Genomic DNA, 13,102 nt, shown 5'->3' on the forward strand with positions numbered 1-13,102 from the left:
GAGGGAGTTGTCTAAAATCCGGAGCCGTGTCCCTGACACGGCCTTGTTCCTGGTGCGGGCAGCAAATCAGCTGGGCAATATGGTTGTGATGCGTAAGCTCAGCCCTGCAGGATGCGGGTTTCCGCCAGCGCCAGCTGCTCTGGCGTGCCCAGCAGCACCAGTACATCGTTGGCGACAATCTCGAAATCGGCATCAAAATCCAGCCGGCGTATGCTGTTGCGACGCAGCGCCTTGACTTCCACGCCCAGCAGCTCCAGCTGCAACGCGCCCAGCGGATGGCCGATGGCATACGCCCCCGGACAGGCCTGAATGCTCAGCAAGCGTGGCACTAGCGCCTCGTCCAGCCCCTCGCCATCGTCACTGGTTCCACGGAAAAAACCACGGAACAGGTTGTAACGCTCCTCCCGCACCGAGCGGATGCGCCGCAGCACCCGGTTCAGCGGCACGCCCAGCACCATCAGCGCTTGCGAAGCCAGCATCAGGCTGCCCTCCATCACCTCAGCCACCACTTCGTCCGCCCCGGCACGGCGCAGCTGGTCGATATCGCTGTCATCCACCGTGCGTACGATCACCGGCAGATCAGGCCGCGCCGACTGCACGGTATGCAAAATGCGCAAGGCAGCGTGGGTATCGGCAAAGGTCACCACCACCACCTTGGCCCGCATCAGGCCACCGGCCACCAGTACTTCCTTCTTGCCGGCATCGCCGAACACCACCGGGTCACCGGCCTCACCGGCCTCGCGCACCCGCTCCGGGTCCATGTCCAGCGCAAAGAATGGTATGTCTTCGGTTTCCAGCAGGCGGGCCAGTGCCTGGCCGCTACGCCCATAGCCGCAGATCAGCACATGGTCGGACTTGCCCATGCTTTCCACCATCAGGTGGTGCAGGCTGAAGGCCTGCATCATCCAGTCCTGCTTCACCAGCCGGCGGGTGATGGCCTCGCCGTACATGATCATGAACGGCGCTACCAGCATGGACAACAAAATGGCGGCAATCGCGGCCTGCTCGGTACTTTCGGCAATCAGCCCCAGATTGCCGGACAGCGCCAGCAGCACAAAGCCGAACTCGCCGCCCTGCGCCAGCGCCAGACCCGCACGCATGGAATGGTTGGGCTGGTGCCGCAACAGACGGCCCAACACGAATACAATGCCCAGCTTGGCCAGCAACAGCAGGCCCAGCATCAGCGCTACCTCACCAAAACGCTCGAACAGCACCGACAGCTGCAGGCGCATGCCCACGGTGACAAAAAAGAAGCCCAGCAAGATGTCGCGGAAGGGCTTGATGTCCTCTTCCACCTGGTAACGGTATTCGGTCTCGGAAATCAGCATGCCGGCCACAAAAGCACCCAGCGCCAGCGACAGGCCGGACAGCTCGGTCAGCCAGGCCACTCCCAGGGTGATCAGCAGCACATTGATCATGAACAGCTCGCCCGAACGCTGGCGCGCCACCAGATGGAACCAGGGCCGTACCAGGCGCTGACCGAAGAACAGCAGCAGGGCCATCACCACCACGACCTTGACGGCAGCCAGCCCCAGATCCATCCACAAGGTCTCGCTGCCGCCGGCAAAGGCAGGCAGCAGAATCAACAGCGGCACCACGGCAATGTCTTGGAACAACAGCACACCGATAGCCAGCTGGCCGTGCTGCTGATTCAGCTCCAGCCGCTCGGTCAGCAATTTGCTGACAATGGCGGTTGATGACATGGCCAGCGCACCGCCCACGGCAAAGCCGGACAGCGCAGAACCGGTCAGCCAACCCATCACCAGCGCAATCAGCGACAGCGTAACCACCACCTGCGCCAGTCCCAGGCCAAATACCAGATGCCGCATCGCCCGCAGCTTGGGCAGGGAAAATTCCAGACCAATGGAGAACATCATGAACACGATGCCGATTTCCCCCAGGAACTGCGTCTCCTCGCCCTCGGGAATCAGGCTGGCCACACCAGGACCTGCCAGGAAGCCCACCACCAGATAGCCCAGCATAGGCGGGACGCGCAGGCTGCGGCACAAGGTAACGGACAACACGGCCGCCAGCAGAACCAGCACAATCGGGGCAAGCGAATGCATGAGCGCAACAATCTCCTGTGTAAACGCGGGAAAATCAACATGACGGTAACATCAGTTACCTGCAAAGATGAGCTGTCTGCAGCAAGCAGACAGCATAAAGCATGACCCGGACGCGGGCAAAAACCATCCGGCAACGGCGCACGAAATCAGACACCAAGCAAAAGATGCACCAGCTTCTGCCTCCAGCGATTATAACCTTTGATATACTTTCCCCTATGGAAAAAGCTCAAACAAGCTCCCGGCTCGATCTGGCGCGTGAAGTGCTGCAGACCGAGGCGGATGCAATTCTGGCCCTGTCCCGTCGACTCAATGGCGATTTTCTGCGCGCTGTCGATGCCATTCTGGCCTGCACCGGCCGCATCGTCGTCACCGGCATGGGCAAATCCGGCCACGTGGGCCGCAAGATTGCCGCTACCCTGGCCAGCACCGGCAGCCCGGCCTTTTTCGTACACCCAGCCGAGGCAGCCCACGGCGATCTGGGCATGATCACCGCGCAGGACGTGGTGATTGCGCTGTCCAACTCCGGTGAATCGGGCGAAGTGGTGGCCCTGCTGCCGGCACTCAAGCGCAAGGGACTGGTGCTGATCGGCATGACCGGCAATCCCGCCTCCTCGCTGGGCCGCGAAGCCGACATCCTGCTGGATACCCAGGTGGAAAAGGAAGCCTGCCCGCTGGGCTTGGCCCCCACCACCAGCACCACGGTGCAGATTGCCCTGGGCGATGCCCTGGCCGTCACCCTGCTGGATGCCCGCCAGTTTGGCCCGGAAGACTTTGCCCTGTCCCACCCGGGCGGCAGTCTGGGTCGTCGCCTGCTGGTCCATGTCAAAGACCTGATGCACAGCGGCGACGAACTGCCACGGGTCCTGCCCGGCACCCCGCTCAAGGATGCGCTGCTGGAAATGTCGCACCAGCGCCTGGGTATGGTGGCCATTGCCACGGCTGACAATGTCATCAAGGGCATCTATACCGATGGTGACCTGCGCCGTACGCTGGAACGTTCCGGCAATATCTACGATCTGATCATCGACCAGGTGATGAGTCCCGCCCCGCAAACCATCCTGCACAGCAAACTGGCCACCGAGGCGGTTCACCTGATGGAGCAACGCCGCATCACCAGCCTGCTGGTGGTGGATGCCGACGGCAAGCTGGCCGGTGCCATCCACATGCACGACCTGCTCAAGGCCGGCGTCGTCTAGCCGCCAACAAGGAAGCCCATGCAAGCCATCACCGAACAAGCCCGCAAGATCAAGCTGCTGATCATGGACGTGGACGGCGTCCTCACCGACGGCCGCATCTACTACAACGCCCAGGGCGAAGAAAGCAAATCCTTCTACGTGCAGGACGGCCTTGGCCTCAAGCTGCTGCAATCCACCGGCGTGCGCCTGGCCATCATCTCCGGGCGGGCCGATCGCTGCGTGGAGCATCGTGCCCAGGCGCTGGGCATCGACTTCTATTTCGGCGGCATCCACAACAAGCAGGAAGCCCTGAACCAACTACTAGAACAAGCCGCCGTCAGCCTGGAAGAATGCGCTTTCATCGGGGATGACCTCATCGATCTGCCGGTACTGCGCCGCGTCGGCCTGGCAGTGGCCGTGCCGGCAGCGCCCACCCTGGTGCGCCAGCACGCGCACTATGTCACCGGTTTTCCCGGCGGACAGGGTGCAGTACGTGAGCTGGCCGAACTCATCATGCAGGCACAGGGCAGCTTTGACGCCATCCTGGCCCGGTACCTGGCATGATCCGTTCGCACCGTCTGTTTCCCATCCTGCTGGTGCTGATTACCGGTCTGCTCACCGTCTGGCTGGACGCCGTGTCACGCTGGCAGCCCAACAAACGCGAACTTGACCCCAACAAGCCCGAGGTCGTGGCCGATAACGTCATGGCCACCCGCTTCGACCCCAAGGGAATGTTGCAGGAAAAACTGATTGCCAGCCGCATGTGGCAATACCCTGACCGCACCGAATCATATTTCGAGGCACCAGACCTGCAAAGCTACAAGAACGGCACACTGGCCTATCACGCCATCGGTGAGAGCGGTCGGTACAACAGCAAGACAAAGCAGGTGCTGTTCGACAAGAAAGTCACACTGATCCAGCCAGCCACCGGTACCCAACAGGAAACCCGTGTGCTCAGCAGCAATATGCGCATCGACACCGTACGCCATATCGCCCAGTCCGCGGCATTGAGCCACTTCTACTACGGCAAGTCGACCGGCAGCGCCGTCGGCTTCATCTACGAACAGCAGGCCGGCCAGTTGCAGCTGCTGTCCAATGCAAAGGTCACTTATGAAAAATAACTGCCGCCGCTTCATCCGGCTGGCCTGGCTGGCCCTAGGCCTGTGCGCCCTCCAGACTGCCCATGCCGAAAAGACTGATCGCGACAAACCCATCGAAATCAGTGCCGACCGCGGCAATCTCGATCAGCTCAAGGGCGTCACGGTATGGCAAGGCAATGTCATCATCATTCAGGGTACACTCAAGCTGAATGCCGACCGCGCCACCGTCACCCAGGACAAGCAGGGGAACCAGACCATGCAGGCCACCGGCCGCCAAGTTGTCTTCCGCCAGAAAATGGATGGCAAGAACGAATGGATCGAAGGCCAGGCCAACCAGCTGGACTACAACACCGTCACCCACGCCGCAGTGCTGACCGGCAACGCCCGCGTCAAGCGTGGCAACGATTTGGTCATCGGCAATGTGATTACCTACAACACCGAAACCGAAATGTATGACGTCAGCAGCGGGGCCAGCAGCAATGGTGGCCGTGTCACTGCCATCATCCAGCCCAAGCCCAGGGACAACACCCCTGCCGCCAAAAAAACCGACGGAAGCGCGCAATGAGCGGCCCCAGCATCCTTAAAGTGGAGCGGCTGAAAAAGCGCTTCAAGAAACGCACGGTGGTCAAAGACGTCGCCTTGCAGATCCAGAGTGGAGAAGTCGTCGGTTTGCTTGGCCCGAACGGTGCCGGCAAAACCACCAGTTTTTACATGATTGTCGGGCTGATCGGTGCCGATGAAGGCGAAATCACGCTGGATGGCAGCAGCATCACCCATCTGCCCATCCATCAGCGCGCCCGCCTTGGCCTGGGTTATCTGCCGCAGGAAGCCTCCATTTTCCGCAAGATGACGGTAGAGGAAAACATTACCGCAGTGCTGGAAATTGCCGGTTACAAGGGCGACAAGCTGGAGAAGGAACTGAGCCTGCTGCTGGACGACCTCAACATCGCTCATCTGCGCGAAAGCAATGCGCTGGCCCTGTCCGGCGGCGAGCGACGCCGGGTGGAAATTGCCCGGGTACTGGCCACCCGCCCACGCTTCATCCTGCTTGACGAACCCTTTGCCGGCGTCGACCCGATTGCCGTGATCGACATCCAGAAAATCATCACTTTCCTGCAACAGCGTGGCATCGGCGTACTGATAACCGACCACAATGTCCGGGAAACCCTGCGCATCTGCGACCGGGCCTACATCATCAGCGATGGCTCGGTACTGGCATCCGGCGAACCGGAAGAACTGGTCAACAACGAGAAAGTGCGCCAGGTCTACCTGGGCGAGCACTTCCACCTGTAAACCATGAAACAGTCATTACAGCTCCGGGTTTCACAGCAACTCACCCTCACTCCACAACTGCAGCAGTCGATCAAGCTGCTGCAGCTGTCCACGCTTGACCTGCAAACCGAGGTAGAGCGCTTCCTGCTGGACAACCCCATGCTGGAACGCGGCGACGACCTGCCCGCGCAGGAAGGCCCCGCCACCGAGTCCGCCAGCAGCAACGAAGAATCAACCACCCCCACATCCGACAGCAGCGACAATGACAGCCACAGCGAAAGCAGCGGCGAGCTGACCGACTGGGGCAGTGGCAGCCGGCGCAACGACGGTGACGATGAGTTCGACCCCATGCTGAATGTCCCCTGCCCGGTCAGCCTGCGCCAACATCTGCTGGCCCAGTTGGGGGAGCTGACGCTGCCCACCAGGGATCAGGCCATCGTACAGCTGCTGATTGAAGAACTGGACGATAACGGCTTTCTCACCATCGACATGGAAGAACTGGCCAGCAATCTGCCGCTGGAACTGGAACTGGAATGCGACGAACTGATGGTTGGCCTGCGCCTGCTGCAGCAGTTCGACCCTGCAGGCATTGCCGCACGCAGCCTTGCCGAATCACTCAGCCTGCAGCTGGCTCGCCTGCCGCACCAAGAGCCTGGCCATGCCCTGGCATGCAAGATCGTGGCAGAGCACCTCAGCTTGCTCGGCAATCGGGACTACACCCGCCTCAAGCGCATACTGGGCGCGGATGACGAAGCCATCCGCCAGGCACAGCAACTGATCGCCCGACTGACTCCCCACCCCGCCGCCGGTTTCGGCGGCGAAGACGTGCACTATGTCATCCCGGACGTCACCGTACGCAAACGCCGCGGTCACTGGGTGGCCGAACTCAATAACGGGGCGGTACCGCGCTTGCGCGTCAACCAGCTGTACGCCCAGATGCTGTCGGAAAACCGCAGCGCAGCAGGCGAACTGACCGGTCGCCTGCAAGAAGCCAAGTGGCTGGTCAAGAACATCCAGCAACGATTTGACACCATTCTGAAAGTGTCAGAAGCTATAGTCGAAAGGCAACAAGCGTTCTTTGAACACGGTGAAGTGGCCATGCGCCCGCTTATCCTGCGTGACATTGCAGACGAGCTGGGATTGCATGAATCCACGGTGTCACGCGTCACCACCCAGAAATACCTGCTCTGCCCTCGCGGCCTGTTCGAACTGAAATACTTTTTCGGCAGCGCACTGGAAACCGACAGCGGCGGCGAATGCTCAGCCACCGCCATCAAGGCCCATATCCGTCGCATGATCGATGGTGAGAACACAGCCAAGCCGCTTTCGGACAGCGCCATTGCCGACGAACTGGGCAAGCAAGGGATACAGGTTGCAAGACGCACCGTTGCGAAGTATCGTGAAGCTATGCAGATACCGCCGGTCAATCTGCGCAAGGCACTGTAAAGCGTGTCTTGAAGAATATCCGCTCGCCCGGCCGACCCGACCGGGCAGTCAACACAAGAAGGAGTTAGGGTATGAACCTCAAAGTAACCGGTCTCCACCTCGAAGTAACCCCGGCAATCCGTGAATTTCTGGAAAGCAAGCTGGAACGTATCACCCGCCATGTCGATCACGTGATCGACGTCACCGTCACCCTGTCGGTGGACAAGCTGGTACAGAAAGCGGAAGTCAACGTTCATCTTTCCGGCAAGGATATCCACGTAGAAGCCACCGACTCCGACATGTACGCTGCCATCGATGCGCTGATGGACAAGCTGGATCGACAGGTACTCAAGCACAAGGAAAAACAGAGCGAACACCGCGCAACTCCGCAAGTTCAGCCGGAAGCATCCCTGTAATCACCTGACCGACGATGCGGGAACCCACGGGTTCCCGTTTTTATTTGCACGGAGCCTTTTTCATTTTGATGAAGGCAACGTAGAATTGGCCAGTTTTTGTAGCCGTGTGCATACATTCCTATGAGCCTGATTGGCAAAATCCTGACACAGGACCACATTCTTCCGGACCTGGATGTCGCCAGCAAGAAACGTGTCTTCGAGCAGGTGGGCCTCCTTATCGAAAATACCCACGGCATTGCGCGCAGTGAAATTTTCGACTGCCTGTTTGCCCGGGAAAAACTGGGCTCCACCGGCCTGGGCCAGGGCGTGGCCATTCCGCATGGCCGGGCCAGAGGGCTCAAGGAAGCTGCAGGCGTGTTCATCCGCCTGAAAAACCCCATCCCTTTCGATGCCCCGGACGGCAAGCCCGTGCAAAGCCTGTTTGTACTGCTGGTTCCGGAGCAGGCAACTGATCTGCATCTGCAGGTTCTGTCAGAACTGGCCCAGCTTTTCTCCAGCAAACAATTGCGTGAGCAACTGCTGAGTGCGCCATCGCGTGCCGATCTATACCAGCTGCTTACCGGATGGAATACCAACAATGCCTAGCATTACCGTGCGCCGGTTGTATCAGGACAATCAGCAAAAGCTCAACCTGACCTGGGTTGCAGGAACCGGCGGCGCGGACAGCCCCATCGGCAATGATGAACAACGCCCGACACTGGCGCTGGTAGGCCACCTCAACTTCATCCACCCCAACCGGGTCCAGGTTCTGGGCCTGGCTGAGGTCGATTATCTGAACCGGCTGGAACAGTCTGCCGCCAAAACGGCGCTGGACCAGTTGTTCCACAAGACCATGTCGGTGGTGATGGTAGCCAATGGCCAGCAAGTACCCAAACTGCTGCGCGATTACTGCCACACCCATAATGTGCCATTGATGAGCACACCGCTGGAAAGCCCCTACCTGATGGATGTACTGCGCATCTATCTGGCTCGCGCGCTGGCGGTATCCACCGTACTGCACGGGGTTTTTCTCGACGTGCTGGAAATCGGCGTGCTGATCATGGGCGACTCGGCCATGGGCAAGAGCGAGCTGGCACTGGAACTGATTTCCCGTGGCCATGGCATGGTGGCAGATGATGCCGTCGAACTCTATCGCATCGGCCCGGAAACTCTGGAAGGCCGCTGCCCGCCACTGCTGCGTGACTTTCTGGAAGTTCGTGGCCTTGGCATTCTGAACATCCGCACCATATTCGGTGAAACTGCAGTTCGCCCGAAAAAAGTGCTAAAACTGATTATCCACCTGGTCAAGGCCAACGATCAGGCAATGCAGGCACTGGACCGGCTGAATATCCAGTCGGAAACCCAGGACATCATCGGCGTCACCGTACGCAAGGTGGTATTGCCGGTTGCTGCGGGCCGTAACCTGGCGGTACTGGTCGAAGCTGCAGTGCGCAATTACATCTTGCAGCTGCGCGGCATCGACAGTACCCGTGAATTCATTGAACGCCACACCAACTTCCTCAGGGATCAGGAAAATGCGCCTGATATTGATTAGCGGCCTGTCCGGCTCCGGCAAGTCCATCGCCCTGCGCGCCCTGGAGGATTCCGGCTTCTACTGCGTGGACAATCTGCCGGCCACCATGCTGCATGAAGCCATGTCGCTCTATGCCGATTATGGCTACAAGCAGATTGCCATCAGTGTGGATACCCGCTCCAGCCCGTCGCTGGGTGCATTGCCGGATGAAGTGCACAAGCTGCGCCAGCAGGGCGTGGATGTGCGACTGCTGTTTCTGGAAGCCAAACCCGAAACCCTGGTCAAGCGTTTTTCCGAAACCCGCCGTCGCCATCCGCTGTCTGGTATCGGTGCCACCGTGGAAGAATGCATTCAGCTCGAACAGGAACTGCTGGCCAGCATTCAGGAAATGGGTATCCGCATTGATACCAGCGAGCTGTCTGCCAACGCACTGAAAACCGCTATCAAGCAACTGGTGGAAGCAGACAGCAGCCGGCTGACCATTATTTTCGAATCCTTCGGTTTCAAGCACGGCGTACCGCTTAATGCCGATTTTGTGTTTGATGTACGCTGCCTGCCCAATCCTTACTACGACCCGGCGCTGCGCCCCTTCACCGGACGCGACCAGCCCATCATCGACTTTTTCGGTCAGCAGCCGCTGGTCGCGGCAATGGCTGAAGACATCAGGTGCATGATCGCCAAATGGCTGCCCGAATTCAGCCGTGAAAACCGTAGCTATCTGACCGTCGCCATCGGGTGTACCGGTGGCCAGCACCGTTCGGTCTACATTGCCGAACAACTGTCGCGTGCCTTTCCGGCCGAACAGGTTCTGATTCGCCATCGTCAGTTGTTCCGCGAGTCCTGATCCGCCTGCTGGCAGGCTGCACATCTTTGGCTCAATCCGTGCAAGATCCAGACGGGATAGCCAGCTGACAGCACATGGAAATACTGATGCAAACCCCACAAACCGTCACCGTTGCCCTTACTGGTGCCTCCGGCCTGCCCTATGGCCTGCGCCTGGTTGATAGCCTCATCAGCGCAGGCGTACGCGTATGGGTGCTGTACTCCCAAGCCGCACAAATTGTCGCCAAGCAGGAAATGGACTTGCATCTGCCCTCACGCCCTGCCGAAGTTGCACAATGGCTGCAACAACGTAGCGGGGCAAAAGCCGGGCAACTGGCCGTATTCGGTCGGGAAGAGTGGTTTGCCCCGGTGGCATCGGGTTCCAATCCGGCTGACGCCATGGTGGTTTGCCCTTGCTCGATGGGTACATTGGCGGCCATCGCCCATGGCATGAGCGACAATCTGATTGAACGTGCTGCCGATGTCAGCATCAAGGAAGGCCGCAAGCTTATTCTGGTACCGCGAGAAACCCCGCTGTCGGTCATCCATCTGGAAAACATGCTGAAACTGGCGCGGCTTGGCGCTGTCATCCTGCCGCCATCACCCGGTTTTTACACCCATCCAGCCAGCGTCGACGACATGGTGGACTTTGTGGTGGCACGCATTCTCGACCAGTTGCGTGTCCCGCACAGCCTGATGCCACGCTGGGGAGAGTCCGTAAAGGAGTAAAACATGCTGCAAGATGCATTATGGAGTCTGCCGGCCTTGCGCCGTCTGGAGATAGAGGCCGAATTACAGGGCCTTGACCTGATGCAGCGCGCAGCACGCGCCACAGCGGCATGGACCCGACGGCATCTGCCACCCGGTGCGCGTATTCTGGTGGCAGCCGGCCCCGGCAATAACGGCGGCGATGCCCTGTACGCTGCCCTGCTGCTGATGCAGGAGGGCTACAGCCTAGATATCCTGATGCCGCAAATGCCCGCCAGCCCGCAGGCGCAGCAAGCCTACCTGGCCTTGCGCAGTGCCGGTGGCATTCCCTTGCAGCAACTTGCAGCGGACGCCCCTGCTCCGGCATTGCTGATTGACGGGCTGTTTGGCATCGGACTTAGTCGTCCCCTGGATACCAAGTGGCTGGCCCTGATCCACCAGCTGGATCAACTTGATTGCCAGCGATTGGCGCTGGACTGCCCAAGCGGTCTGAACGCCTACACCGGTCAGGTACAGCAAGCCTGTATTCACGCCACGCATACCCTGACTTTTCTCTGCCACAAACCAGGCTTGTTTTATTCCGCTGGAGCAGACCATGCCGGGCAGGTAGAACTGGCCACCCTGGACTGTCCCCCGGCCCTCCAACCTGCCCCGGAAGGCTATTTGAACCGGCAAGGTGCACAAGCTTTGCAACGCCGTCGCGACAGCCACAAGGGCAGTCATGGCACGGTTGCCATCATCGGTGGCAGCGAAGGCATGCTGGGTGCGGCACTGCTTGCCGGCCGAGCAGCATTGGCCGGTGGTGCCGGCAAAGTCCATGTACTGGCGCTGGATGGCCGCCTTGCGGCAGATACATCCTGCCCGGAGCTGATGTTGCATGATGCACGGCAACCGCACAGCCAACCCGACTGCGATGTGCTTGCCACCGGCCCGGGACTGGGGCAAAGCAGGCAGGCTAGACAATGGCTGGAACATGCGCTGGCATCTCCTCTGCCGCTGGTGCTGGATGCGGATGCCCTTAACATGCTGGCAAGCGATGCCCAGCTGCAGGATCTGCTGGCCATGCGTGAGGCCGACACTATCCTGACGCCACACCCTGCAGAAGCAGCACGCCTGCTGGGCAATAGTACAGCCACGGTTCAGGCAGACCGTCTTGCCGCAGTTCAGCAGCTGGTCAGCCGCTTCGACTGCCTGGTAATCCTCAAAGGTGCCGGAACGCTGATTGCGGCGGCTGGTCAGCCTTATCAGCTCAATACCAGCGGCGGCCCCGCGCTCGCAGTTGCCGGTCAAGGCGATGTACTGAGCGGCCTGATTGCCGCGCTGCTGGCACAAGGCATGCCGGCCATGGCCGCATGCTGCCTTGCCGTACGGGTACATGGCATGGCCGGAGATGAATACCAGCAGGAAACCGGTGGCCCCATCGGGCTGACTGCCACAGCCACTGCCCACCGCTGCAGTCTCATTCTCAACCGCTTGCTGAACGCATAAATCCTGTCGGGTAGCAGCGTTTGCTGCTCTTTTGTCCATGGAAATACTTTTCCTGCGGAAATCCAGCCTAGGTAAAATGATCGGCTCTTCCGGAGGAAAAACTTTTGCATCAACAGAAGAAAGCCTATGTGTACGGGCTGAGTGCCGTACTTGTCTGGTCTACGGTGGCCACTGCCTTCAAAATCAGCCTGGCGCACCTGACGCCTGCACAGCTTGTCCTGTATGCAAGCCTTGCCTCTACCGCCAGCCTGCTTGGCATCCTGCTATATCAGAGGCGCCTGAGCAGCCTGCTGCCGGCAATACGCCAGCACTGGCGTCGCTCACTCCTGCTGGGCACAGTCAACCCGCTGGTCTATTACCTGCTCTTGTTCAAGGCCTATGCGCTGCTTCCCGCGCAGGAGGCTCAGGCCATCAACTACACCTGGGCACTGACCATGACCCTGCTGTCCGTGCCCTTGCTCAAGCACAAACTGAGCCTGAACGATGCGGGAGCCGCAGTCATCTGCTACCTGGGCGTGCTGGTTATCGGCACCCATGGCCAGCTGTTCAGCCTGCATTTTTCCAGTTTGGCCGGTGTAGGCTATGCACTGGCATCCACTCTGCTGTGGGCCACCTACTGGGTCCTTAATGCCCGGGACCAGCGCGAACCCATACTGGGGCTGGCACTCAATTTTCTGCTCTCACTGCCGCTAAGCCTGCTGTTCTGTGCCATAACCGGTGAACTGCATGCTGTCGCATGGCAAGGACTGGCGGGAGCCGCATATGTCGGAGCTCTGGAAATGGGTTTTACCTTTGTCTTGTGGCTCAGTGCCATGAAACTCACCAACAGTACAGCGCGGATCGCCAATCTGATTTTCCTCTCCCCCCTGCTTTCGCTGGGTCTGATTCACTTTATCGTGGGAGAGCAGATACTGCCGTCGACCTTGCTGGGTTTGGCGCTGATCCTGGGTGGGCTATTGCTGCAGAAACTGCCCAGACTGCGGCTGGGTCGACAGCACCGCCCGGTGGCAATCAGTCAGCAATGTGTTAACCCTCAACCTGACCCCAGCAAAAACGTGTGATTCCCTAGCCACAATTCAAATAATGTGGTGCTATTTGCAACCGTAAGCCAGTAAAT

General features: G+C 59.6%; 14 protein-coding genes. 13 read left to right on the forward strand and 1 reads right to left on the reverse strand.

From position 1 onward, the window contains the following. Positions 1–98: 98 nt before the first annotated feature. On the reverse strand, positions 99–2,066 hold the full coding sequence (locus GSR16_RS16260; protein ID WP_159879204.1) for a monovalent cation:proton antiporter family protein: 1,968 nt from the start codon (positions 2,064–2,066) through the stop codon (positions 99–101). A gap of 215 nt (positions 2,067–2,281) precedes the next feature. Here GSR16_RS16260 and GSR16_RS16265 point away from each other — a divergent pair, with 215 nt between their 5' ends. From GSR16_RS16265 to GSR16_RS16325, 13 genes are all read left to right on the forward strand, one after another. Beyond that, complete coding sequence (locus GSR16_RS16265) at positions 2,282–3,262, forward strand: KpsF/GutQ family sugar-phosphate isomerase (RefSeq protein WP_159879206.1); 981 nt, start codon at positions 2,282–2,284, stop codon at positions 3,260–3,262. Positions 3,263–3,280: 18 nt separating this feature from the next. Beyond that, entirely contained in the window at positions 3,281–3,805 is a 525-nt protein-coding gene (locus tag GSR16_RS16270) for a KdsC family phosphatase (RefSeq protein ID WP_159879208.1), read from the forward strand. Next, positions 3,802–4,362, forward strand: coding sequence for an LPS export ABC transporter periplasmic protein LptC (gene lptC / locus GSR16_RS16275; RefSeq protein WP_159879210.1), 561 nt, complete (start codon positions 3,802–3,804; stop codon positions 4,360–4,362). The genes GSR16_RS16270 and lptC overlap by 4 nt, the downstream gene beginning before the upstream one ends. Beyond that, positions 4,352–4,906: a lipopolysaccharide transport periplasmic protein LptA gene (lptA, locus tag GSR16_RS16280; protein ID WP_159879212.1), complete on the forward strand. Its 555-nt coding sequence runs from the start codon at positions 4,352–4,354 to the stop codon at positions 4,904–4,906. Before lptC ends, lptA begins: the two co-directional genes overlap by 11 nt. Next, positions 4,903–5,634, forward strand: coding sequence for an LPS export ABC transporter ATP-binding protein (gene lptB, locus GSR16_RS16285; RefSeq protein ID WP_159879214.1), 732 nt, complete (start codon positions 4,903–4,905; stop codon positions 5,632–5,634). The genes lptA and lptB overlap by 4 nt, the downstream gene beginning before the upstream one ends. A gap of 3 nt (positions 5,635–5,637) precedes the next feature. Continuing rightward, positions 5,638–7,059, forward strand: a complete 1,422-nt coding sequence (locus GSR16_RS16290; protein ID WP_159879216.1) for an RNA polymerase factor sigma-54 — start codon at positions 5,638–5,640, stop codon at positions 7,057–7,059. A 71-nt stretch (positions 7,060–7,130) separates the two neighbouring features. Further along, on the forward strand, positions 7,131–7,454 hold the full coding sequence (hpf, locus tag GSR16_RS16295; RefSeq protein WP_159879218.1) for a ribosome hibernation-promoting factor, HPF/YfiA family: 324 nt from the start codon (positions 7,131–7,133) through the stop codon (positions 7,452–7,454). A gap of 120 nt (positions 7,455–7,574) precedes the next feature. After that, a complete protein-coding gene (ptsN, locus tag GSR16_RS16300; protein ID WP_159879220.1) occupies positions 7,575–8,039 on the forward strand; it encodes a PTS IIA-like nitrogen regulatory protein PtsN in 465 nt (154 codons plus the stop codon). Further along, on the forward strand, positions 8,032–8,988 hold the full coding sequence (hprK, locus tag GSR16_RS16305; protein WP_089084016.1) for an HPr(Ser) kinase/phosphatase: 957 nt from the start codon (positions 8,032–8,034) through the stop codon (positions 8,986–8,988). Before ptsN ends, hprK begins: the two co-directional genes overlap by 8 nt. Further along, positions 8,969–9,811, forward strand: a complete 843-nt coding sequence (gene rapZ / locus GSR16_RS16310; protein ID WP_159879222.1) for an RNase adapter RapZ — start codon at positions 8,969–8,971, stop codon at positions 9,809–9,811. Before hprK ends, rapZ begins: the two co-directional genes overlap by 20 nt. A gap of 86 nt (positions 9,812–9,897) precedes the next feature. After that, the gene (locus GSR16_RS16315) at positions 9,898–10,518 is read left to right on the forward strand and encodes a flavin prenyltransferase UbiX (protein WP_159879224.1); all 621 of its coding nucleotides are present in this window, start codon (positions 9,898–9,900) and stop codon (positions 10,516–10,518) included. A gap of 3 nt (positions 10,519–10,521) precedes the next feature. Continuing rightward, a complete protein-coding gene (locus tag GSR16_RS16320; protein ID WP_159879226.1) occupies positions 10,522–11,985 on the forward strand; it encodes an NAD(P)H-hydrate dehydratase in 1,464 nt (487 codons plus the stop codon). Between the two features lie 104 nt (positions 11,986–12,089). Beyond that, on the forward strand, positions 12,090–13,046 hold the full coding sequence (locus GSR16_RS16325; RefSeq protein ID WP_159879228.1) for a DMT family transporter: 957 nt from the start codon (positions 12,090–12,092) through the stop codon (positions 13,044–13,046). The last annotated feature ends 56 nt before the right edge of the window (positions 13,047–13,102 follow it).

Source organism: Aquitalea denitrificans (genome assembly GCF_009856625.1).
GTDB lineage: Bacteria > Pseudomonadota > Gammaproteobacteria > Burkholderiales > Chromobacteriaceae > Aquitalea > Aquitalea denitrificans.

Bases quoted from the DNA above. Each gene is read 5' to 3' on its own strand.
- GSR16_RS16320 (WP_159879226.1), top strand. From the start codon at position 10,522: ATGCTGCAAGATGCATTATGGAGTCTGCCGGCCTTGCGCCGTCTGGAG.
- lptB (WP_159879214.1), top strand. From the start codon at position 4,903: ATGAGCGGCCCCAGCATCCTTAAAGTGGAGCGGCTGAAAAAGCGCTTC.
- ptsN (WP_159879220.1), top strand. From the start codon at position 7,575: ATGAGCCTGATTGGCAAAATCCTGACACAGGACCACATTCTTCCGGAC.
- hprK (WP_089084016.1), top strand. From the start codon at position 8,032: ATGCCTAGCATTACCGTGCGCCGGTTGTATCAGGACAATCAGCAAAAG.
- GSR16_RS16260 (WP_159879204.1), bottom strand. From the start codon at position 2,066: ATGCATTCGCTTGCCCCGATTGTGCTGGTTCTGCTGGCGGCCGTGTTG.
- hpf (WP_159879218.1), top strand. From the start codon at position 7,131: ATGAACCTCAAAGTAACCGGTCTCCACCTCGAAGTAACCCCGGCAATC.
- GSR16_RS16315 (WP_159879224.1), top strand. From the start codon at position 9,898: ATGCAAACCCCACAAACCGTCACCGTTGCCCTTACTGGTGCCTCCGGC.
- GSR16_RS16270 (WP_159879208.1), top strand. From the start codon at position 3,281: ATGCAAGCCATCACCGAACAAGCCCGCAAGATCAAGCTGCTGATCATG.
- GSR16_RS16290 (WP_159879216.1), top strand. From the start codon at position 5,638: ATGAAACAGTCATTACAGCTCCGGGTTTCACAGCAACTCACCCTCACT.
- rapZ (WP_159879222.1), top strand. From the start codon at position 8,969: ATGCGCCTGATATTGATTAGCGGCCTGTCCGGCTCCGGCAAGTCCATC.
- GSR16_RS16265 (WP_159879206.1), top strand. From the start codon at position 2,282: ATGGAAAAAGCTCAAACAAGCTCCCGGCTCGATCTGGCGCGTGAAGTG.
- lptC (WP_159879210.1), top strand. From the start codon at position 3,802: ATGATCCGTTCGCACCGTCTGTTTCCCATCCTGCTGGTGCTGATTACC.
- lptA (WP_159879212.1), top strand. From the start codon at position 4,352: ATGAAAAATAACTGCCGCCGCTTCATCCGGCTGGCCTGGCTGGCCCTA.